Below are 22,126 nucleotides of genomic sequence, written 5' to 3'. Positions count from 1 at the left end.
GCCAGAACTCAGGCCTTGGTCATTCTTGCCCGCAAGCTTTGCCGAGTGGCATTCGCCCTCATGAAAAACCAGAGCGAATACCAGCCGAATTTGAAGTTGCAGGGTTCCCCTGCAACATAGAATCTCCCACAAAAATGTGTACACAGGAATGTCACCATCGGTGCCATTTATGTGTGCACTTTTCGTTTCTGCGCCCCCAAAAGTTACATCCCCCCGCCTGACGTACACCGCCATGTCCTCCTGAATCCCCTTCGTAAAATAAATACCTGTTCAATCGGTCAATTTAAATTGCCTATTTTTCAGCAATTTGGCGAAACGCCATAACAAAACGAAATGAGCAGCGCGTTTCATAGAACTGCCAGCTGGCACAGTTCTGGCTTAAGTGCATACATGTTTTGTATACAATCAATTCAAAACATACACACACTTTAGATCCGCAAGCCTGAAGCGCCCTATCCCGTACAGGCTGCAGATGCCCCGTAACCAATGATATTCGCCATCCGCGACGAAGATTTGTCGAGCCAACGCTCATGCACAGTCATCGCGAGGTCGAGCATCAGGAGCCTGCCGGAATGCGTACTAGCCTCTCCAATAACAACATCGCGCTGGATCTACCCTCCTCCCATTCCATCCACACCGTCGACAATCAGGCGCATCACGCCCCCGTGGTGCTCAGCCCCCGATTGCACAACAAAGACCTGGCACCGACCAAGTCCGAAGGTCGGCGCTGGGGCCGCTACAGCATCTTTGCCCTGTGGACCAACGACGTGCACAACATTGCCAACTACTCGTTTGCCATAGGCTTGTACGCCTTGGGTCTGGGTGGCTGGCAGATTCTCCTGTCCCTGGGAATCGGTGCCGCGCTGGTTTACTTCTTCATGAACCTGTCTGGCTACATGGGCCAGAAAACCGGGGTGCCGTTTCCGGTCATCAGCCGGATCAGTTTCGGCATTCACGGTGCGCAGATTCCTGCATTGATCCGCGCCGTTATCGCCATCGCCTGGTTCGGTATCCAGACGTATCTTGCGTCCGTGGTCTTTCGCGTGTTGTTAACGGCGGTCCATCCCGGGTTCGCCGACTACGACCACGACTCGATCCTCGGCCTGTCGACCCTGGGCTGGGTGTGTTTCGTCGCGATCTGGTTCGTGCAACTGGCGATCCTGGCCTATGGCATGGAGATGGTGCGGCGCTACGAGGCATTTGCCGGCCCGGTGATTTTGCTGACCGTCGCCGCCCTTGCCGCGTGGATGTACACCCAGGCCGATGCGACCATCGCCTGGTCTATCCGTGAGCCGCTGACTGGCGGTGAGATGTGGCGCAACATCTTTGCCGGCGGCGCACTGTGGCTGGCGATCTACGGCACCTTGATCCTCAACTTCTGCGACTTTGCCCGTTCTTCGCCGTGCCGCAAAACCATCAAGGTCGGAAATTTCTGGGGCTTGCCAGTGAATATCCTGGTGTTCGCCGGCATTACCGTCCTGCTGTGCGGCGCGCAATTTCAGATCAATGGCCGGATCATCGAAAGCCCGACCGAAATCATCGCCTCGATCCCCAACACCTTCTTCCTGGTGCTCGGCTGCCTGGCGTTCCTGATCGTCACCGTGGCGGTGAACATCATGGCCAACTTCGTCGCCCCGGCGTTCGTACTCAGCAACCTGGCGCCCAAGTACCTGACCTTCCGCCGCGCCGGCTTGATCAGCGCGACCATCGCTGTGCTGATCCTGCCGTGGAACCTCTACAACAGCCCGCTGGTGATCGTGTACTTCCTGTCCGGCCTCGGTGCCCTGCTCGGCCCGTTGTACGGGGTGATCATGGTCGACTACTGGCTGGTACGCAAAGGCCGGATCAACGTGCCGCAGTTGTACAGCGAAGACCCTGACGGCGCGTATTACTACAGCCGCGGTGTCAATTTGCGCGCGGTGGCGGCGTTCATTCCTGCAGCGTTGATCGCCATCGTTCTGGCATTGGTACCGGGCTTCCACAGCGTATCGCCATTCTCCTGGCTGATTGGTGCCGGTATCGCCGGGATGCTCTACCTGATCATCGCCAAGCGCCAACCGCATTACGTCGATGTTAGCGGCGAAGCCATCGCGGTCGACAACGTCAGCCACTGATCCTGTCGCGGCCCGGCGTTGTCGGGCCGCAGAACCAACTGCAATAAGGACTCCCCATGCGCATTCTCGTGGTCAACGTCAACACCACCGAATCCATCACCCAGGCCATCGCCCGTTCGGCGCAGGCCGTCGCATCACCCGGCACGGAAATCGTCGGCCTCACCCCGCACTTCGGTGCCGACTCCATCGAAGGCAATTTCGAGAGTTACCTGGCGGCCATCGCGGTCATGGACCGGGTGATGTCCTACGACCAGCCGTTCGACGCCGTGATCCAGGCCGGTTATGGCGAACACGGCCGTGAAGGATTGCAGGAACTGCTCAATGTGCCGGTGGTGGATATCACCGATGCCGCCGCCAGCACAGCCATGTTTCTCGGTCACGCCTATTCCGTGGTCACCACCCTCGACCGCACCGTGCCGCTGATCGAAGATCGCCTCAAGCTCTCCGGCCTCTGGGACCGTTGCGCCTCGGTACGGGCCAGTGGTTTGGCAGTACTGGAACTGGAGCACGAGCCGCAGCGCGCACTGGAGGCCATCGTCCATCAGGCCGAACTGGCGGTGACCCAGGACAAGGCCGAAGTGATTTGCCTGGGCTGCGGCGGCATGGCCGGGCTGGACGAGCAGATTCGTCGACGTACCGGGGTACCGGTGGTGGATGGGGTGACGGCGGCGGTGACCATTGCCGAATCATTGGTGCGACTGGGGCTGTCGACATCGAAGGTGCGGACTTATGCGACGCCACGGCCGAAAAACATCATTGGTTGGCCGGGGCGGTTTGCCCGGTAGACCGCGGCGCCCCCTTCGCGAGCAAGCCCGCTCCCACACTGGATCTCCGTTGAATACAGATATTGTGTCTACAACAGATCAAATGTGGGAGCGGGCTTGCTCGCGAAGGAGGCAACTCGGACCTGAGCCTGACTCAAACCGCACTGAACCTCTGCCCCAACCCTCTCTCGGCAAACTGCTCAATGACAAACTCGACAAACGCCCGGGTCTTGCCCGGCAGCAGTTTGTGTTCGGCGTAATAGATGGAGGTGTAGCCGTCGTCGATGTACCAATCCGGCAGCACCCGCTGCAGCCTGCCCGACTCCAGATAGCCCGCGGCAAACGGCATGCTCACCAGCGCAATGCCCAGACCCTGCGCGGCCGTGGCGCAGGCGGCCTCGGAATCGCTCATGGTCATCCGCGCCTTGAGCGTCAACGGGCTGTGTTGCTGATTGCGATGGGTCAACTGCCAGGAGCGTACCCGACCGGTCTGCGGTGAGCGGATCAGAATCCCGTCATGGTGCTTGAGGTCATCCGGCTCGCTGATCGCTGCATGTGTCTCCAGGTAGTCCTGCGTAGCCACCAACACCCGATGCGCCGGACTCAGCCGGCGTGCCACCACGCCCTGGGGCAATTCGAAGCCGCCGCCGATGGCCGCGTCGAAACCCTGCCCGATCAGATCGACCTGGCGGTTGTCGAAGTGCCAGTCCGGGTTGATCGCCGGGAATCGCCGCAGAAACTCGCCGAGCATCGGCACAATGTACAGGCAGCCAAATACTGTCCCCATGCTGACTTTCAAGGTGCCCGCCGGCTGCCCTCCGGCGCTGGCGAGATTGGCCACGGCATTCTGGATCGTGTGCAGGCTGCCGCTGACCTCGCCGAGAAACAACTGACCGGCTTCCGTCAGGGTCAGGCTGCGAGTGCTGCGCTGGAACAATCTGACACCCAGGCGCGCCTCGAGCTTGGCAACGCTCTTGCCCACCGCCGCCGGTGTCAGGCTCAAGCGCCGCGCAGCCTCAGCAAAGCTGCCGACCTCGGCACTGCGCACAAAGCATTCGATACTGCTGAAGGTTTCCATAAGCGCCACTATAAACTTTTGGTTTACACAGACTATCGCAACTATGGTCTACACAGCACGTAATCCTGAATCGATACTAGCCTCCATCAACCGGGACATCTCGCCTCGGGACTTGGAGATCGATATGACTACTCAGAACCTCAGCGGCAAAGTGGCCTTGATTCAAGGTGGTTCCCGCGGCATCGGCGCAGCCATCGTCAAGCGCCTGGCTGCTGAAGGCGCCACCGTTGCCTTCACCTACGTCAGCTCCACGGCCAAAGCCGAAGAACTGCAAGACAGCATCACCGCCAAGGGCGGCAAGGCCCTGGCCATCAAGGCCGACAGCGCCGACGCCGACGCCATCCGCGGTGCCGTGTCCGCCACGGTAGAAGCCTTCGGTCGCCTGGATATCCTGGTCAACAATGCTGGGGTACTGGCGATCGCACCGCTGGCCGAGTTCAAACTCGAAGACTTCGACCAGACCCTGGCCATCAACGTGCGCAGCGTGTTCATCGCCACCCAGGCCGCCGCCAGACACATGACCGAAGGCGGTCGCATCATCAATATCGGCAGCACCAACGCAGACCGCATGCCCTTCGCCGGTGGTGGCCCGTACGCCATGAGCAAGTCGGCGCTGGTCGGTCTGACCAAAGGCCTGGCCCGTGATCTCGGCCCGCAAGGCATCACCATCAATAACGTGCAACCGGGCCCGGTCGACACCGACATGAATCCGGCCGAGGGTGACTTTGCGGAAAGCCTGATCCCGTTGATGGCCGTGGGCCGTTACGGCAAGGCCGAAGAGATCGCCAGCTTCGTCGCCTACCTTGTCAGCCCTGAAGCGGGCTATATCACGGGGGCCAGCCTGACCATCGACGGTGGTTTCGGCGCCTGATGCGTTAAACACAAACTCAATGTGGGAGCGGGCTTGCTCGCGAAAGCGGTGAATCAGACGACATCAATGTTGCCTGGTACACCGCCTTCGCGAGCAAGCCCGCTCCCACATTTGCCAGAGTCGACCCGTCTTTTTAGCTAGGCCCATTCCAGCGCTGGCAAACCAAAAGCACTCGGCACAAACGCCTTCAGCGTACGAAGAATGCCATCGGCGTGTGCGTACCTGGCATCTGCCATTGCCGCATCCGGAATCGCAATTGCCGTCATCCCTGCCGCTTTCGCCGCAGTGACGCCGAAGGGCGAATCCTCGAACACCAGGCAGTCTTGCGGTGCAACACCCAGGCGCCGCGCCGCCGTCAGGAAAATATCCGGTGCTGGTTTGGCCGCGCCCACCTCGGCGTCATCGGCGGTGACGATAAAGTCGAACAAGGCGAACCAGTCGCGGTGCAAGGTGGTTTTCTGGCCGAACGACTGGCTCGAAGAACTGGTGCCTACGGCAATGGGAATGTTGTTGGCCTTCAGATGCCGTACCAGTTCCTGTGCTCCGGGCATTGCCTGCGCTGTAGGAAAACGCTCGCGCATCAGCGGCTCGCGGATCACCAGAAACTCTTGCGCCGTAATCGGCAAGTCCAGCGCTTCAACCACATAGCGCGCCAGATCGCCCGCGCCCCGGCCAATGATGTTCTGTTTGACGCTCCAATCGAACGTCCGGCCGTAACGCGCGGCAATGATGGAGGTGACTTCGGTGTAGATGCCTTCCGTGTCCAGCAACAAGCCGTCCATATCGAAAATCACGGCCTTGATCGGGCCGAATGCTTTCAGTGGTGCATTCATCGCATCTGATCCGTTTTCTAAGGCATCCCCGACAGCTCAGGTACGGCCGATGCCCTTGGATTAAAGGATTCAGCAGCATAGCGAGCGCCGCCGGTCTAGAGCAATGATGAAATCCCGATCGGCGCCGAATGACCCTCCGCGATTTAGCGAATCGCCCTACAGCAAGCGCCACCCTTTCCCGACTTCTTTCCTCGCCGATCCCCCGCAGAGTTTCGCGCTCCACATTCCGCCAAGCGAAAGACAGCAGATGTTCGATCCCCAAGAGGTATTGGCATGCCCCGCCAGCGGTCCCCTGATACTTTGCCCCGGCAGGCATGAACGCCACGAGGACGTCTCCAGACAGGCGAAAAACCCCAATGGTGTCAGTATCGACACCGCCGAGCGAACCGCCACCCACAACGGCCCGGTGTCGATGGTTACCGGTGAAGAACTGCTGACCATGACCGATGGCACCCTCGACGGAATCCTGCCTTTCGACTTCACCCGCCTCTATCGCACCAGTGCCGTCGAAATCGACAGCGGCCTCGGTTTTGGCTGGAGCCATTCGCTGTCCCAGCACCTGGAACTCCACGGCGAGCGGGTGCTGTGGATCGACCCCGAAAACCGCCGCACGCCCTTTCCACGGCCGACGGCGGTGCGCCCGGTGATCCACAACAGCCTGTCGCGGGCGGCGATTTACCTCGGCGAAGAGCCGGACGAACTGATCCTCGCCCTGGCCGGCCACCGCGCGCGGTTCTACCACTTTCATGACGGCCGGCTCAGCACGATCAGCGATGCCTACGGCAATCGCCTGACGGTGCAGCGGGACCGCTGTGACCGGATCCAACGCCTGGACAACGGCGCCGACCGCGCCTTATTGCTGCGTTACGACGTCAAGCACCTGGTGGCCGTCGACTATCAGGTGTTTCAGCGCGGCGACTGCGAGGCAAACACCTGGCGCACCGAACAGACACTGGTCAGCTACCGCTACGACGCCCGCCGGCGCTTGATCGAGGCAACCAACGCCGCAGGTGAAAGCGAGCGCTATGACTACGACGAGCGGCACGTCATCCTGCAACGGCAACTGGCCGGCGGCGCGAGTTTCTTCTGGGCGTGGGAACGCTCTGGCAAGGCAGCCCGCTGCATCCATCATTGGGCCTCGTTTTCGCAAATGGAGGCACGTTACGCCTGGGACGATAAAGGCTGTGTGACAGTGAACAACGCCGACGGTAGCGAAGAGGTTTACGTTCATGACAACCGCGCACGCCTGGTACGCCAGGTCGGGACCGACGGCGGTGAGTTGCACAAGGCCTACGACGATCAGGGTCGCCTGATCGCCGAGCAGGACGCCCTCGGCGCCGTCACCGAATACCATTATGACGAAGCCGGCCGGTTGATCGCGCGGCGTGCGCCCGATGAGGCGCCCATGACCTGCAACTATCGGCACGGTTTCCTGCGCACCCTCACCCGTGGTCAGGCGACCTGGACCTGTCAGCGCAATGCCCAGGGCGACATCACTGCTGTTTCCGATCCCGACGGGCAGATAACCCGCTATTTCTACGACCCCAAGGGGCGCTTGCTGACAATCCGATTCCCCGATCAGAGCGGTCACCGGTTTGTCTGGAACGCCTTGGGGCAACTGTTGGAGGAGACCTTGCCGGACGGTGCCCAGCGCGCTTTTTCCTACGATGTGCTGGGCCGGCGGATTACCCGGCAGGACGAACACGGTGCCGTCACCGGCTATGAGTGGGACGCCGTGGGTCGACTGACCAGGATCACGCTGCCCACCGGTGCCTGCCGTGCCTATCGCTACAACGCCTACGGCCAGGTCACCGCCGAAACCGACGAACTGGGACGGGTAACCCGTTACGAATACGCCGACGACCTGCACTTGGTCAGCCGTCGGATCAACCCCGACGGCAGCACGCTGAAGTACGGCTACGATCATGCGCAACTGTTGCTCACCGAGATCGAAAACGAGGTCGGCGACACCTATCGGCTGGACTACACGCCTGGCGGATTGATCCGACAGGAAACCGGCTTTGATGGCCGTCGTACCACCTATGCGTATGACGGTAATGGTCAGTTGCTGAAAAAAACCGAGTTCGGCGACGACGGTTCGCAACTCGTCACACAATACCAACGCGACAGCGCCGGGCGCTTGTTGCTCAAGACCCTTCCCGACGGGATCAAAGTCGAGTACCACTACGACAACTCAGGACGACTGGTTCGCGTCGATGACGGTCAGGGCCATCCGCTGGCGTTCGAATACGACCGCCAGGGCCGGCTGATCACCGAACATCAGGGCTGGGGCACCCTGCGTTACGGCTACAATGCCTGCGGTCGGCTCAAGCGGCTGCACCTTCCGGACAACAGTGTCCTTCTCTACCACCATGCCAAGGGGGGCGCCCTCACTGCCATCGATCTCAATGGCACGCGCCTGACCTGCCACCGTTTTGTCGGCGGGCGCGAACGGCAACGCCAACAGGGCCTGCTGCTCAGCGATTACGCCTACGACGAGCAAGGCCGCTTGCAGGTCCATTGCGTCAGCCAAAAGCAACGAACGCTGTATCGCCGCGAGTATGCCTACAGCGCCAAGGGCAATCTCCTGCAGATTGCCGACAGCCGTCACGGCCAACGCCACTATCAATACGATGCGTTCGACCGCCTGACCGGCGTACGCCACGACCGCGATCCGTTCGCGGAGAGCTTCACCCATGATCCGGCCGGCAATCTGCTGATCCGTGGCCGTCCAGGCCCGCTCGTGCTCCAGGGCAACCGTCTGCACCGCCATTGCAACAGCCACTACGACTACGACGCCTTCGGCAACCTGATCCGCGAACGCCGTGGCATGCCGCCCCAAGTCACCCAATACACCTATGACAGCCAGCACCGCCTGATCAGCGTCAGCACCCCGGACGGTAAAAGTGTCAGCTACCGCTACGACGCCTTCGGTCGGCGCATCCGCAAAACCGTCGACAGCCAGACCACGCAGTTTTTCTGGCAAGGCGACCAGCTCATCGCCGAAAGCGCTCCCGAGCACTACCGCAGCTACGTTTACGAGCCCGGCAGCTTCCGCCCGCTGGCGCTGCTTGACGGAAAAGGCCCGGCAGACGCCTGCCCGCTCTACTACCAACTCGACCACCTCGGTACCCCGCAGGAACTGACCAACTACGGCGGCGCTATCGTCTGGTCGGCCAAATACACCGCCCACGGCAAACTTCGTGAAGTGAGCCAGGGCGACGGCGAACGACTCAAACAGCCTCTACGGTTTCAGGGACAATACTTCGACGCCGAGAGCGGCCTGCACTACAACCGTCATCGCTACTACCATCCCGACATTGGTCGTTATCTGACGCTGGATCCGGTCATGCTGGCCGGTGGGTTGAACCCGTATCGGTACACCCGGAACCCGACGGGGTGGGTGGCTCCATTGGGATTGGGCGGGAATTGCCCGCAGGAGAACAAGCCGGGATGCTCGGTGCCGTATGAGCAAGGAAAGGCAAGGGTTGATGAAGGAGAGCCTGATGCGCCCTCTCCAAAACCGTCGAATAAATACGGGTATTGCGGAGACTCACTAGCGCCCCGGGGAATTTTCTAACCGGATTCCCCCCTCGGACCAAAGCTTTAAAGAAGCAATCGAGACCCGGGGTGCTTCACTGTCGCTTTGTAATAGCTGGCTCACCCGTGCCATCGTCCCGATCTTCTGGATTGGCCTCTATATCATCGTCGTCGCTCGGAACCTGCTCCACACCTGCATCATCATCGTCCGGTGGTCGTTGGTCGCGGCGCAAGGAATCGGTAGGCGACGGCAGCGGATACTCCGGTGTTTCATCAACGTCGGGGACTTTCCGATCAGTGTTCATATCGCACCTCTCGTGTGACCTGAAGTGTAGGCCACGACCTGGCGAGGATCGGGCGATGGACGCGTTCGATCAGCTGGACAGCCCGTCAATTCGCCAGCACGATTCGATCAGTCCTCGTCCTCTTCCTCATCTTCAAACTCGATATTCCCCACATCGCCCGCATCATCAGCATCGTTAAGCGGCACCGTCGCATCGTCCATCAGCGATCCCGGATCTTCATTGCCGGGATCGTTTATAGATGGCTGTGCGCTCGGCCCCTTTTCTTCCTTGCCTTCGCTTTTCGCAGTCATGGGATGCCTCGCTCAACTAGTGATGCTTATTGTGGTGCTTGTTGTGGTGCTTGTTCGAATGTTTATGTCCGCCACCGGAATGGGAGTGGCCGCTATCACTCCCCAGATCATTGCCGACCGCACCACCGGCTGCACCGCCAAGACCGGCACCGATGGCCGATCCGGTCGAACCGCCAAGACTGTTGCCGATCACTGATCCACCCGCTGCGCCCAAACCACCGCCTACCGCCGCTTCGGTGCGACTGCGCTTTGGCGCGGCAATGGCACTACCGGCCGCGCCGCCGACTCCGGCACCGACGGCCGCACCCGTGCTGCCACCCACCTGGCCACCGACAACATTGCCCAGCACCCCACCAAGACCACCGCCCACTGCGGCATCTCCATTACCTCCCGCCAGCGCCACCTGAGAAACCAACAATCCAAAAACAATCGCAGGCAACATCAATCGCCGAGCACTCTGGCTTACGGTTTTTTTGTCGTTGGTTTTCGGGTTCATGGCACGCCTCACATTCTTCAAGGGAGTATGGAAGATTTGAGCCATTGCGGCGTAAAACGTTCATAAATGAAAAAGCCCGGCATCAAGCCGGGCTCTTTTCAAATCTGGATCAGGATCAGTGACGCTTGTGACCATTGGCCAGGTTGCTGCCCACGCCGCCGCCCAATGCACCGCCCAGGCCCGCACCGATGGTGGCACCGGACTTGCCGCCGAGGCTATTGCCGATCACCGAACCACCGGCCGCGCCGACACCGCCACCGATAGCAGCGCTGGTGCGATGACCTTTTTTGGCGGCAACTGCGCTGCCTGCCGCGCCAGCGACGCCCGCACCAATCGCGGCGCCAGTGCTGCCGCCCATCTTCTGGCCGACGACGTTACCCAATGCGCCGCCCAAGCCACCGCCCAGCGCGGCAGTGCCGTCACCAGCCATTGCACCTTGAGCAACCAGAAGCCCCAGAACCAGAGCGGGCAGTGTTAAACGCATGACAAAAACCTCAAAAATAGGGGGTACACAAAAGGGGGCGAGATTGAATGCTTTTGCGCGGATAAAGTCCAGCACACCGGTCCAACTTCGCGATTGGCGAGGGTTGGACAGCGTTTACCGAAAAGGTTTTATCGCGGACAAAAAAAAGCCCGCTGGGGAAACGGGCCAGGTGTTGCTTTCTAACGGATGAGTCGAGATTACGGAGGGTGTTGTGAAAAGTTCGTGAAAGATCCCCCCCTTCAAAAAAATTGTCATAAAACTTTTCGAGCATGAAAAACCCCGCTCTATGACGGGGTCTGCCTGACGTTCGATTACTTCCTGACCGGCGCTGTCACCTTGGGTAAAAATTTGCCCTTCAGTACCCGGCACGCCCTGGTCTTGATCTTGTCGACCTCAGTCTGGTCCTCGCCGAAACTGGCCACATACTGGGTCTGACCACACCGCACGGAGTTGTTGATCGGAAACTCTGCGCCATCGTCCTCGATATACGGATCAACCATCTCTCCACCCTTTTCAAAAAGCGCGATCGACAGCGGCAAGCCCTTTGCCTGAAGGAATATCGATCGCCAAGGTTTTTGAGACTAGACGGTCACTAACGGACCTGCCGTTCGGATTTCCCCGTGACCGACGAATGGCTTCTCACCTTTTACCTCAACTTGACCGCAGTCCCGGTCACAAACACCACGACCATCCCTCCCTTTCCGGCCGGCATGCTGATCTCATAATCAAGCCCGACCACCGCGTCCGCCTGAAGCGCCTGAGCCCGCTCCTTGATCTCATCGGTGGCCTGAATGCGTGCTTCCTTCAACGCTCGCTCCAGTGTCTGGGAACGCCCGCCGAAAAAGTCGCGCATCCCGGCAAACACGTCGCGGACAACGTTGATCCCTTGCACCGACTCGGCGCTGACGATGTCCAGGTAGGCGGTAATTTGCCGGCCTTCGATGGACTGGGTCGTGGTGATGATCATGGGTGTTCCTTCCTGTTCAGATAGTCAGCCAACGCGTCAAACGCCGGCAAAGTGACGGGATCATTGGCCGAGTTGCTGGCCACCGGATGGGATGCGTAGCGGACGATGACCATCTCGGCCTTCGGGTCGACATAAATGCGCTGCCCATGGACCCCACGCGCCATGAATGCCCCGCCTTCCTTGCTCGTCACCCACCACATAGACCGGTAACTCCAGTCTTTGAGCAATGTGTAACCCGCCTTGGCGAAAGCCTGCTTATCGCCGCCGCCACGGATATCGTCGATCACTGCCTCTGGCACTATCTGGTGGCCGTTGAACCGACCGCCGTTACGCAGCATCTCGCCAAAACGCGCCAGATCCCGCAACCCCGTATTCAGGCCACCACCGGCGAACGGCGTGCCGATGGAGTCCACTGTGAAATAGCCGTCCTGCTCGGCACCCAACCGGCTCCAGATGTTCTCCGACAGCAGTTGCGCAACATTGCGGCCGGTGGCGCGGGCAATGACCCAGCCCAACACGTCGGTGTTGACGGTTTTGTAGGCAAACGCTTTGCCGTGCTCGCCTTGCGGTTGCACCGTCTGCAAAAACTCGTAGTAACTGCGAGGTCCCTCATAACCCTTGGGTTTGGGCAACGGGTTGCCTGCCCGGGCATGGGCCCAGACTTCGGCATCCGGGTCCGCGTAGTCCTCGCTGTATTTGAGGCCCGTGGTCATGTCGAGCACCTGCCGTACCGTGGCGCTGCCAAACGCAGAATCCGCCAGTTCCGGTACATATTCGGCAACCCGCTTGTCAGCATCGATGCGCCCCTGCGCCACCAACATGGCACCCAGCGTGCCGACCAGGGACTTGGTCACTGACATTGCGGCGTGCTGGCCGTCCGGCTTCAACACGCCGAAGTAACGTTCGTAGACAACTTTCCCGCGGTGCATCACCACAATGCCATCGGTGTACGTGGCCGCGAGGGATTGCTCCCACGTCATCGGCGCCTTGGCGCCAAGCGGGACAAAACTGATCCCGTCGATATCTTTGCGTAGCACTGTCTCCAGAGGAACCGGAGCACCCAGGCCGCGTGAAACGTTGATCGTCGGCATCAGTTGCCGGAAATTCGAAACACTCCAGCGCATTGCCGGGAACTGGAAATAGCTGCCGTCTTCAAAACGCACGGTGCGATCAGCGGAGGGTGGCGAACCGACCATCCAGCCAAGTTTGGCCGGGTCACTGGCTTGGGCGTCGGGAAAAGTCGCAGGGGCGGATGCGAGGGCCAGTGATGACGCGGCAACTATCGACACAGCCGCAATGAGCCTGGCTGCGCCGCGAAAACTGGCGCGAGGATAGAGCATGATGTCGATTCCGTTCGAAGAGTTTGAGCAGTCTACAGCCGGATCGGCTTATTCACTGCTTAAGCATGCGCCTCGCGATCAAGAACATCAGCAACCCACTGATTGATACTTTTGTGGGCTAACTGAGCTTTCACAGCTACCGTCGCGTGAAGGGCTGGGGTCAGGCGCAGACTGAGATGGCCTGAATAGGGCTTCTGTGGGGTGCGGCCGAGTTTGGCGCAAGTCTCCAGATAATCGGTGACGGCCTCTTCGAATGCGGTGCGAAGTTCTTTGACTGACTCGCCGTGAAACCCGACAACATCCTTGATGCCCGCAATGTGGCCGACGAACAGGCCGTCTTCGTCGCTGTACTCGATTCGGGCTGAGTAGCCGTTGTAGTTCATTACGTTCACGGGGTAACTCCTGCTTGCTCAAGGAAAGCCCGGGCGTCACGCACCTGGTAGGGCTTGGCTTCTTTGTCGGGGTGGGGCCGATGAAAAGTGGCCACCACGCCATTCAGTTCAAAACGTACTCGCGATCCATTGCCTTCGATGGTTCTTGCCCCTGCAGCGCCGAACAAAGATTCGATGCGTGACCACTCCATGGTGGCCGGGGCTGGTCTTGAAAATACGGTTTTGAGGGTGCTGAGCTGTTTATTATTCATGGTATTATATCATGATACCGCACAGGGTTTAGCAACCGCGAATGACATCGCTGATGCGTGGGAGAAGCCTCTAACGCGTGCTTAAAAAAACGCCGCTTATCCAGAACAGGAAAGCGGCGTTTTTCGTGTGGAAGCGTTTGTTTTGCAAGGCAGGCAGGATATCGGAGTGACTCTCGCCGGGGTTGTAGGCAATTTCCGAGAGTTGCGTAAAGCCTTACGCTTGCTGCGTTTTTAGCTGGCCACTACCTTGCTGGTCTTAACCTGGGCGGGACACCCTTAAGTGGATCTGTATAGATACTCCCTAAGAAGACTGCATTTTTATAATCACTTCGCACGAAAGGAGACGGTTGACCGAAAGCAGGCATTAGCGAGATAGGTACTTGTCTGATGCTCTCACTCATATCGTGCGAGCTAGAACACCCCATAAATCATCTGCGTTCCCACTTTGTTCACATACGGCCCTTTTTCAGACGCCAAAAACCACAAACCCCCGACTTTCTCTAGGAAAATCAGGGGTTTGTGTTTGCAGAATGTGGCGGTGAAGGAGAGATTCGAACTCTCGATACAGTTTCCTGTATACACACTTTCCAGGCGTGCTCCTTAAGCCACTCGGACACTTCACCGTATCTCTTCAAACATGTTCTGTCTGTCGAGGCGCGCTAATGTAGTCGAAAGCTTTTCCGATGGCAAACATTTTTTTCAGAATTTTCATGCGGTTAACGCGATTCAGCGTTTCCGGTCGTTCCCGGCCATGGCAAACCGGCCAATCTCCGGCTTCGTGCCCTCTTCTATATAGAGGGGAATGCGCAGCAGGCACGGCGGGCTGCGCCTGACGGGCGGGCAAAGGGTGACTGGCGGGTCAGTCACGGCGCTTTACCTGGCTTGCGGCGGTGGGTAACGTCTGCCCAACTTTATTGAAAGGAATAGCGTCATGAGTGAGTTGATTTCCTACCATCTCGAAGACGGTATCGCGACCCTGACCCTGAGCAATGGCAAGGTCAATGCCATCTCCCCGGATGTGATTGCCGAGTTCAACGCTGCGCTGGATCGGGCAGTGGCTGATCGTGCGGTGGTGATCATTACCGGCCAGCCGGGCATTCTCTCTGGCGGTTATGACCTGAAGGTGATGACGGCCGGTCCTAGAGAGGCCGTGGCGCTGGTGACCGCCGGCTCGACCCTGGCCCGCCGCCTGCTGTCGCACCCCTTCCCGGTGATCGTGGCGTGCCCGGGGCACGCGGTGGCCAAGGGCGCGTTCCTGCTGTTGTCGGCTGACTATCGCATCGGCGTTGAAGGTGCGTTCAGCATTGGCCTGAACGAAGTGCAGATCGGCATGACCATGCACCACGCGGGCATCGAGATTGCCCGTGACCGCCTGAACAAAGTGGCGTTGCAGCGTTCGGTGGTCAACGGCGAGATGTTCAATCCACAAGGCGCCGTGGCGGCCGGCTTCCTCGATGTCGTGGTCTCGCCTGAAGAACTGCAAGGCGCGGCACTGGCGGCGGCTCGTCAGTTGAAGAAGATCAACATGACCGCGCACAAGAACACCAAATTGAAAGTGCGCAAAGCGCTGCTGGAGGCCCTGGACAACGCGATCATCCAGGATCAGGAGCATTTGGGCTAAGCCCGGATCTGCTGCAAAGAAAAGCCCGACCGTCGTGTCGGGCTTTTTCATACATGTCTGTGTTAAACGTCTGTGACCGCTCTAGACCGCATCTGACCAAACAGTCGGAAACATCAGCTCAAACATCCTCGATCTCCCACTTCCCTGGGAGCAATTGCCGAAAACAGTGCACATCCGTACACTGCGCCACCTTTTGTCCCGGTGGGGCCTGTAAATGCTGTTTTTGTGCCGTATGTCATTGATGGGCCTGCACTTTATCGTGGCGGGTGTGCTGGGGGTGATGCTCGGCCTGTGCCGGCCGTTCAATCCGGACAACAGCCGCCTGTGCGCGCGCCTGTACGCATGGCCGGCCATGTGCATTTTGCGTTTGCGAGTGAAGGCCGAAGTCGGGCCGTTGATGGATAAACCCGACAGCTGCGTGATCATCGCCAATCACCAGTCCAACTATGACCTGTTTGTGTTTGGCAACGTGGTGCCCCGTCGTACCGTGTGCATCGGCAAAAAGAGTCTGAAGTGGGTGCCGCTGTTCGGGCAGTTGTTCTGGCTGGCCGGCAATGTGCTGATCGACCGTGGCAATGCGCAAAAGGCACGCAAGTCGATGTTGACCACCACCCACACCCTGCAAAACAAAGACACCTCGATCTGGGTTTTCCCGGAAGGCACGCGCAACCTGGGTGAGGACTTGCTGCCCTTCAAGAAAGGCGCCTTTCAGATGGCGATTGCCGCCGGGGTGCCGATTGTCCCGGTGTGCGTCAGCAGTTACGTCAAACACATGCGGTTGAACCGCTGGCGCAGCGGGAAAATTCTGATTCGCTCGTTGCCGGCGATTCCCACCGCCGGATTGAGCCTGGACGACATGCCCCTGCTGATCGCCCAGTGCCGCGAGCAGATGCGTGAATGCATCGAATCGATGGACCGGCAACTGCAAGCTGCCTGAAAAAGAAACCCGCCTGGTGCGGGTTTTCTTTTGCCTGCGCGTCTTTGCCCAGAACTCGGCAGATTTAACTGACTCTCAAACACTGCAAGGCTAAGCTGATCCACACTGCCAATGCATTCGTTGCCAATTGAAAGCTGCCAAAAGAAGTGAACCACCATCATGGGTAGAGTTGTTGCTGCTGCGGTTTATAGCGCCGGTAAGAGAGTCACTAATATCAGCCTTGACGAAGGCGCAGCCTGGGCTGCAAAGCCCGGGCACTTTGTCTGGATCGGCCTCGAAGAGCCGAACGCCGAGGAGCTCTACAATCTGCAACGCCAGTTCAACCTGCACGAACTGGCCATCGAAGACGCCCTGGAAAAGCACAGCCGACCGAAGCTGGAAACCTTCGGCGATGCGCTGTTCATCGTGACGTATTCGCCCATCCGCCATGAGGGCAAACTCGAGTTCATCGAGACGCATATCTTTGCCGGCAATGGTTACATCATTACTGCGCGCAACGGTCACTCCGCGTCCTACGCCCATGTCCGACAGCGCTGTGAGGCGCGTCCGCTATTGCTTGAGCATGGGGAAGATTTCGTACTCTATGCCATCCTCGATTTCGTGATCGAAAACTACCAGCCGATGGGCGAAGCCATTCACGGGGAAATCGATGAACTGGAGCGCAACGTGTTGTGCGGCTCGCTCAATGACTACGACATCCAGAAGCTACATGGCCTGCGTCGTGATGTTTTGCGCTTGCGTCGCTATGTGGCACCGATGATTGAGATCGGGGAGGAATTGCAGAGACTTAGCTTCCCGTTCATCGACAAGAACATGCGCCCGTACTTTCGCGATGTGCAGATTCATGTAACACGGCAGATGGAAGACCTGACGACGCTGGCGGATATTGCCAGCCAGACGATTGAGGTCGGGGTGCTGTTGGAGGCCTCTCGCCAGAGCGTGGTGCAACGCAAGTTTGCGGCCTGGGCGGCGATTCTGGCCTTCCCGACGGCAGTGGCGGGAATCTACGGGATGAACTTCCAGAACATGCCGGAGCTGAGCTGGCACTACGGGTATTTCGGGGTGCTGGGGTTTATTACGGTGGGTTGTCTGGGGTTGTGGGCGAGCTTCAAGAAATCGGGGTGGCTGTAGGAGCGAGCCTGCTCGCGAAAAACCTGAGAGCACCGTGGGCTGTCAGGTTTGGCGCGTTATCGTTCACGACCATCGCGAGCACGGCTAGCTCCTACAGGTTTTAAACAGCTGTTGGCTTGTGCGCGACAAACCGCATCATCCACTCGGCAACCGTGGTGCCGTGGTGTTCCTGTTCCAGGCTCGCGATCCCTTTGGAGTAGACCTGCTCGCCCAGTGCCTGCTGGCGAATTTCCAGCAGGGCACGGGAGTAATCGTGGATGAACTCCGGATGCCCCTGGAAGCACAGCACCTGATCGTTGATGTGGTAGGCGGCAAACGGGCAGAAGTCGCTGGAAGCGATAACCGTGGCGTTCTCCGGCAGCGACGTGACCTGATCCTGGTGGCTGATCAGTAGCGTCAATTCTTCGCGCACCGGGTTCATCCACGGCGCCTTGGCGGCCAATTTGTAATTGTGGGTGCCGACGCCCCAGCCTTGGGTCGCACGCTCGCTCTTGCCACCGAGCAGCAACGCCAGCAACTGATGACCGAAGCAAACGCCCAGCAGCTTGTCGCCGCGCTCGTAGCGGGTCAGCAGATATTTCTTGAGGGTTTCGATCCACGGGTCGGTGCCGAAAGAGTCGGCCTTGCTGCCCGTCACCAGGTAGGCGTCGAACGTCAGGTCGTCGCTTGGGTACTCACCCTGCACCACGTTGTAGACCGTGAACTCGGCGGCAATCGGCTGCTGCGAAAACAGGTGTTTGAACATCTGCCCGTAGCCCTGATATTGGTCAACCAATTCCGGACGCAGGTGGTCGGTTTCCAGAATGCAGATGCGTAACGACATAAAAAATACCTGACACGTGATGGGAATAATGCACACCCCAGAGCCTGCCTTGAAACGCTGTGACAAGGCAAGCCCCGAAATGCATCATCTCCCCCTTAGAACGCCTCCCCTTTGGCGGCCTTCTCCAGCAGCAAGGCAGGAGGCGCGAACCGCTCGCCATACTGTGTGGCCAGATACTGGGCTCGGGCCACAAAGTCCTGCACGCCGTACTGGTTGATGAACTGCAGCGCACCGCCGGTCCAGGCGGCGAAACCGATGCCGAAGATCGAGCCAATGTTGGCATCCGCCGTCGAGGTCAACACCCCCTCCTCCACACAGCGCACGGTTTCGATGGCTTGCACGAACAGCAGGCGATCACGCACGTCCTTGGGCGAAATCTGCCCGTCGGCTTTCTCGAAGCGGGCTTTCAACTCAGGCCACAGGTGTTTCTGGCCGCCCGCCGGATACTCGTAGAAACCTCCACCGCCAGCCTTGCCCGGACGTTTGAACTCATTGAGCAACAAGTCAATCACGGTAAATGCCGGGTGTTCTGTCAGCGGCTTGCCTTCTGCTTGCAGGTCCTTGGCCGTTTGCAGGCGAATATGGTTCATCAGGCTGAGGGAAACTTCGTCAGAGATCGCCAGCGGTCCTATCGGCATGCCGGCCTTGCGCGCTTCAGTCTCGATCATCGCCGCGCTCACGCCCTCACCCAGCATGGCAATGCCTTCATTGGTGAAGGTGCCGAACACCCGCGACGTGAAGAAACCGCGGCTGTCATTGACCACAATCGGGGTTTTCCTGATTTGCAGGACGTAATCGAAGCCGCGGGCCAGGGTTTCATCGCTGGTGTTGGCGCCCTTGATGATTTCCACCAGCGGCATTTTTTCCACGGGGCTGAAAAAATGCAGGCCGATGAACTTGCTCTGATCGGGCACGGCACACGCCAGGCCGCTGATCGGCAAGGTCGAGGTGTTGGAGGCGATCACCGCGTCCGCGCCGACGACCTTCTGCGCCGCCAACGAGACTTTGGCCTTCAAATCCCGATCCTCGAACACGGCCTCGATGATCAGGTCGCAACCGGCCAGGTCGGCATCGCTTTCGCTGGTTTGAATGCGTGACAGAACGGTGTCGCGTTGCTCGATGCTTATTTGTCCGCGAGCAACCTTCTTGTCCAGCAGCGCCGCCGAATGCGCCTTGCCCTTCTGCGCCGCCGCGAGGTTGATGTCCTTGAGCACCACATCGATCCCCGCCGACGCACTGACAAACGCAATACCGGCGCCCATCATCCCGGCGCCGAGCACGCCGACCTTGCGGGTGACATAAGGTGCAAAGCCTTGAGGCCGCGAGCCGCCGGCATTGATTTCGTTGAGCTGGAACCAGAACGTGCCAATCAGGTTTTTCGAGACCTGGCCGGTGGTCAGTTCGGTGAAGTAGCGGGTTTCGATCAAGTGCGCCGTGTCGAAGTCCACCTGGGCGCCCTCCACCGCTGCGCAGAGGATTTTCTCCGGCGCGGGCATCGTGCCTTGGGTTTTGCTGCGCAGGATCGACGGCGCAATCGCCAGCATCTGCGCAACTTTCGGGTTTGACGGTGTGCCGCCCGGAATCTGGTAGCCCTTCACGTCCCAGCGCTGCACCGCCGCTGGATTGGCCAGAATCCACGTCCGCGCCTTGGCCAACAAGTCTTCGTGATCGGTCGCCAGCGCGTCGATCAATCCTGCCTGCAATGCCTGTGGTGGCCGCACTTTCTTGCCTTCAAGCAAATAAGGCAGGGCTTTTTCCAGGCCGAGCATGCGCACCATGCGCACCACACCTCCGCCGCCTGGCAGCAAGCCAAGGGTGACTTCCGGCAGGCCGAGTTGCACCGACGGGTGGTCCAGCGCCACGCGGTGATGGCAGGCCAGGCAGATTTCCCAGCCGCCGCCCAGTGCGGCGCCATTGATCGCCGCGACCACAGGCTTGCCGAGGGTTTCCAGGGCGCGCAACTGGCCCTTGAGGCTCAGCACCATGTCGTAGAAGGCCTTGGCCTGGGGTTTGCCAACCTTGATCAGCTCGTTGAGATCGCCGCCAGCGAAAAATGTCTTCTTGGCCGAGGTGATGATCACACCGGCGATGCTGTCCTTGTCGGCCACCAGGCGCGCAACGCAGTCCGCCATGGCTTCGCGGTACACCGCGTTCATGGTGTTGGCGCTCTGGCCCGGCATGTCGATGGTCAGGACGACGATCTGTTCCTGGTCTTTTTCGTAACGAATGGCTTCGCTCATAACTGGGCTCCTTGATGTCCGGGCTCAGAGGCGTTCGATGATGGTGGCAATGCCCATGCCGCCGCCGACACACAGGGTCGCGAGGCCATAACGCAGGCGCCGGGTTTCCAGCTCATCGAGCAGCGTGCCGAGAATGGCGCAGCCAGTGGCGCCCAGCGGGTGGCCCATGGCGATTGAGCCGCCGTTGACATTGACCTTGTCCGGATCGACGGCCATGTCCTTGATGAATTTCAACACCACCGACGCGAACGCCTCGTTGACCTCGAACAGGTCGATGTCTTCGACCCGCAGTCCGGCCTTGGCCAACGCCTTGCGGGTCGCCGGCGCGGGGCCGGTGAGCATGATGGTCGGATCGGTGCTGGTGACCGCCGTGGCGACAATCCGCGCCCGTGGCTGCAAGCCCAGCGCCCGGCCCTTGGCTTCGGAGCCGATGAGCATCAGCGCCGCGCCGTCGACAATCCCGGAGCTGTTGCCGGGGGTGTGCACATGGTTGATCCGCTCGACATGGCTGTAGACCCGCAGCGCGGTGGCATCGAAACCCATCTGCCCCATCATCTCGAAACTCGGCTTGAGCTTGCCCAGGCCTTCCAGGGTCGAGTCGGCGCGGATGAACTCATCGTGATCGAGCAGGATGATGCCGTTCTGGTCCTGCACCGGCACCAGCGATTTGTTGAACGAGCCATCGGCCCGCGCCCGTGCAGCCTTTTGCTGGGAATGCAGGGCGTAGGCATCGACGTCCTGACGGCTGAAGCCTTCAAGGGTGGCGATCAGGTCGGCACCCACGCCCTGTGGCGTGAAGTGACTGTGCAGGTTGGTCGCCGGGTCCAGCGCCCAGGCCCCGCCATCGCTGCCCATCGGTACCCGGGACATCGACTCGACACCACCGACCACCACCAGGTCTTCGAAACCGGAACGCACTTTCATCGCGCCGAGGTTCACGGCCTCCAGCCCCGAAGCACAGAACCGGTTGATCTGTACTCCCGCCACGCTGACATCCCAATCGGCCACCTGAGCGGCAGTCTTGGCGATGTCGGAACCTTGATCACCAATCGGGGTTACGCAGCCAAGCACCACATCATCGACCTGGCTGGTGTCCAGCGCCGTGCGCTGTTGCAGTGCGGTGAGCAAACCAGCCACCAGGTTCACCGGTTTGACGCTGTGCAAGGCGCCATCGGCCTTGCCTTTGCCACGGGGCGTGCGTAACGCGTCGAAAATCAATGCTTGGGTCATGACGTCCTCGAACCGCAGTGCAGGTGGGTAAATACCGAGTGCCCACTCTTGGCCCGAGCCGCGTTTGATTCAATGACCGCAGCGCTCACAGACATTGACGCTCACGCTCAGACGAACGGTAGTCAGCTACCGTTCAGGACACCAAGCTGTCTAGCCAACGGGTGCCAAAGAAGCTGGCACTAGGCCTCATGCCATTTTTAACGCGAATTTGAAGAACACCATACGAAATGGATCTAAGCCAAGCGTATCGCGGGCTCTAAGGTGAACATGTACGAAGTTGTCGTCGGGTTTTGCCGAGGCACTCGTCACTACAGGAAGTGCAACGCGCTGCCATCATGGATGCTATGCGGGCAGGCATCAGGAAATAACAAAAAAGGCGGTCAAGCCATGTTCAAACAATCGAAAGTACGTCAAGCCGG

At 59.6% G+C, this 22,126-nt stretch carries 21 protein-coding genes, 1 tRNA gene and 1 pseudogene; 8 read left to right on the top strand and 15 right to left on the bottom strand.

Annotation, left to right across the window (positions count from 1 at the left end; translation table 11 throughout):
• From KGA98_RS19335 to KGA98_RS19325, 3 genes and pseudogenes are all read left to right on the top strand, one after another.
• Nucleotides 1-120: pseudogene (locus KGA98_RS19335) on the top strand (IS110 family transposase); the annotation flags it as partial.
• 452 nt (nt 121-572) lie between these two features.
• A complete protein-coding gene (locus tag KGA98_RS19330; protein ID WP_057715716.1) occupies nt 573-2,114 on the top strand; it encodes an NCS1 family nucleobase:cation symporter-1 in 1,542 nt (513 codons plus the stop codon).
• 56 nt (nt 2,115-2,170) lie between these two features.
• Nucleotides 2,171-2,899, top strand: coding sequence for an aspartate/glutamate racemase family protein (locus KGA98_RS19325; protein ID WP_007988885.1), 729 nt, complete (start codon nt 2,171-2,173; stop codon nt 2,897-2,899).
• 133 nt (nt 2,900-3,032) lie between these two features.
• On the opposite strand, the gene KGA98_RS19320 is transcribed toward KGA98_RS19325, so the two are convergent.
• Nucleotides 3,033-3,956 carry a LysR family transcriptional regulator gene (locus tag KGA98_RS19320; protein WP_090454020.1) on the bottom strand — a complete coding sequence of 308 codons (924 nt, stop codon included), beginning with the start codon at nt 3,954-3,956 and terminating at the stop codon, nt 3,033-3,035.
• Between the two features lie 124 nt (nt 3,957-4,080).
• Between KGA98_RS19320 and KGA98_RS19315 the strand changes: the two genes are divergently transcribed.
• Entirely contained in the window at nt 4,081-4,827 is a 747-nt protein-coding gene (locus tag KGA98_RS19315; RefSeq protein ID WP_223503178.1) for a 3-oxoacyl-ACP reductase family protein, read from the top strand.
• Nucleotides 4,828-4,964: 137 nt separating this feature from the next.
• On the opposite strand, the gene KGA98_RS19310 is transcribed toward KGA98_RS19315, so the two are convergent.
• Nucleotides 4,965-5,660: an HAD-IA family hydrolase gene (locus KGA98_RS19310; protein ID WP_223503176.1), complete on the bottom strand. Its 696-nt coding sequence runs from the start codon at nt 5,658-5,660 to the stop codon at nt 4,965-4,967.
• A gap of 412 nt (nt 5,661-6,072) precedes the next feature.
• On the opposite strand from KGA98_RS19310, the gene KGA98_RS19305 reads away from it, so the two are divergent.
• Nucleotides 6,073-9,240, top strand: a complete 3,168-nt coding sequence (locus KGA98_RS19305) for an RHS repeat-associated core domain-containing protein (protein ID WP_411736671.1) — start codon at nt 6,073-6,075, stop codon at nt 9,238-9,240.
• 55 nt (nt 9,241-9,295) lie between these two features.
• On the opposite strand, the gene KGA98_RS19300 is transcribed toward KGA98_RS19305, so the two are convergent.
• From KGA98_RS19300 to KGA98_RS19255, 10 genes are all read right to left on the bottom strand, one after another.
• The gene (locus KGA98_RS19300; RefSeq protein ID WP_223503172.1) at nt 9,296-9,505 is read right to left on the bottom strand and encodes a hypothetical protein; all 210 of its coding nucleotides are present in this window, start codon (nt 9,503-9,505) and stop codon (nt 9,296-9,298) included.
• A 107-nt stretch (nt 9,506-9,612) separates the two neighbouring features.
• Entirely contained in the window at nt 9,613-9,795 is a 183-nt protein-coding gene (locus tag KGA98_RS19295) for a hypothetical protein (RefSeq protein ID WP_150812361.1), read from the bottom strand.
• A gap of 16 nt (nt 9,796-9,811) precedes the next feature.
• Nucleotides 9,812-10,291, bottom strand: coding sequence for a YMGG-like glycine zipper-containing protein (locus tag KGA98_RS19290; protein WP_150812360.1), 480 nt, complete (start codon nt 10,289-10,291; stop codon nt 9,812-9,814).
• 115 nt (nt 10,292-10,406) lie between these two features.
• On the bottom strand, nt 10,407-10,775 hold the full coding sequence (locus KGA98_RS19285; protein WP_007988063.1) for a hypothetical protein: 369 nt from the start codon (nt 10,773-10,775) through the stop codon (nt 10,407-10,409).
• Nucleotides 10,776-11,086: 311 nt separating this feature from the next.
• Nucleotides 11,087-11,275, bottom strand: coding sequence for a hypothetical protein (locus KGA98_RS19280; protein WP_057716647.1), 189 nt, complete (start codon nt 11,273-11,275; stop codon nt 11,087-11,089).
• 146 nt (nt 11,276-11,421) lie between these two features.
• Nucleotides 11,422-11,742 (bottom strand): YbjQ family protein, encoded by a 321-nt coding sequence (locus KGA98_RS19275; protein WP_057715723.1) that lies wholly within the window; start codon nt 11,740-11,742, stop codon nt 11,422-11,424.
• Nucleotides 11,739-13,082 (bottom strand): serine hydrolase domain-containing protein, encoded by a 1,344-nt coding sequence (locus tag KGA98_RS19270; RefSeq protein ID WP_218542843.1) that lies wholly within the window; start codon nt 13,080-13,082, stop codon nt 11,739-11,741. The genes KGA98_RS19275 and KGA98_RS19270 overlap by 4 nt, the downstream gene beginning before the upstream one ends.
• 59 nt (nt 13,083-13,141) lie before the next feature.
• Nucleotides 13,142-13,474 carry a type II toxin-antitoxin system HicB family antitoxin gene (locus tag KGA98_RS19265; RefSeq protein WP_223503170.1) on the bottom strand — a complete coding sequence of 111 codons (333 nt, stop codon included), beginning with the start codon at nt 13,472-13,474 and terminating at the stop codon, nt 13,142-13,144.
• Nucleotides 13,471-13,725: a type II toxin-antitoxin system HicA family toxin gene (locus KGA98_RS19260; RefSeq protein ID WP_218542839.1), complete on the bottom strand. Its 255-nt coding sequence runs from the start codon at nt 13,723-13,725 to the stop codon at nt 13,471-13,473. The genes KGA98_RS19265 and KGA98_RS19260 overlap by 4 nt, the downstream gene beginning before the upstream one ends.
• Before the next feature lie 533 nt (nt 13,726-14,258).
• A tRNA-Ser gene (locus KGA98_RS19255) sits at nt 14,259-14,348 on the bottom strand.
• A gap of 308 nt (nt 14,349-14,656) precedes the next feature.
• Here KGA98_RS19255 and KGA98_RS19250 point away from each other — a divergent pair.
• From KGA98_RS19250 to KGA98_RS19240, 3 genes are all read left to right on the top strand, one after another.
• Complete coding sequence (locus KGA98_RS19250; protein WP_057715728.1) at nt 14,657-15,346, top strand: crotonase/enoyl-CoA hydratase family protein; 690 nt, start codon at nt 14,657-14,659, stop codon at nt 15,344-15,346.
• Between the two features lie 214 nt (nt 15,347-15,560).
• Nucleotides 15,561-16,283 (top strand): lysophospholipid acyltransferase family protein, encoded by a 723-nt coding sequence (locus KGA98_RS19245; protein ID WP_057715729.1) that lies wholly within the window; start codon nt 15,561-15,563, stop codon nt 16,281-16,283.
• Between the two features lie 159 nt (nt 16,284-16,442).
• Entirely contained in the window at nt 16,443-17,414 is a 972-nt protein-coding gene (locus KGA98_RS19240; RefSeq protein WP_218542837.1) for a magnesium and cobalt transport protein CorA, read from the top strand.
• Between the two features lie 100 nt (nt 17,415-17,514).
• On the opposite strand, the gene KGA98_RS19235 is transcribed toward KGA98_RS19240, so the two are convergent.
• From KGA98_RS19235 to KGA98_RS19225, 3 genes are all read right to left on the bottom strand, one after another.
• On the bottom strand, nt 17,515-18,237 hold the full coding sequence (locus tag KGA98_RS19235) for an amidotransferase (protein ID WP_057715731.1): 723 nt from the start codon (nt 18,235-18,237) through the stop codon (nt 17,515-17,517).
• 95 nt (nt 18,238-18,332) lie between these two features.
• A complete protein-coding gene (locus tag KGA98_RS19230; RefSeq protein WP_218542835.1) occupies nt 18,333-20,477 on the bottom strand; it encodes a 3-hydroxyacyl-CoA dehydrogenase NAD-binding domain-containing protein in 2,145 nt (714 codons plus the stop codon).
• A gap of 24 nt (nt 20,478-20,501) precedes the next feature.
• Nucleotides 20,502-21,707 carry an acetyl-CoA C-acetyltransferase gene (locus tag KGA98_RS19225; protein WP_159389554.1) on the bottom strand — a complete coding sequence of 402 codons (1,206 nt, stop codon included), beginning with the start codon at nt 21,705-21,707 and terminating at the stop codon, nt 20,502-20,504.
• Nucleotides 21,708-22,126: the final 419 nt, after the last annotated feature.

The sequence above is a fragment of the Pseudomonas sp. BF-R-24 genome (assembly GCF_019947335.1).
GTDB lineage: Bacteria > Pseudomonadota > Gammaproteobacteria > Pseudomonadales > Pseudomonadaceae > Aquipseudomonas > Aquipseudomonas jessenii.
This window is presented reverse-complemented; position numbering and strand designations above follow the sequence as displayed.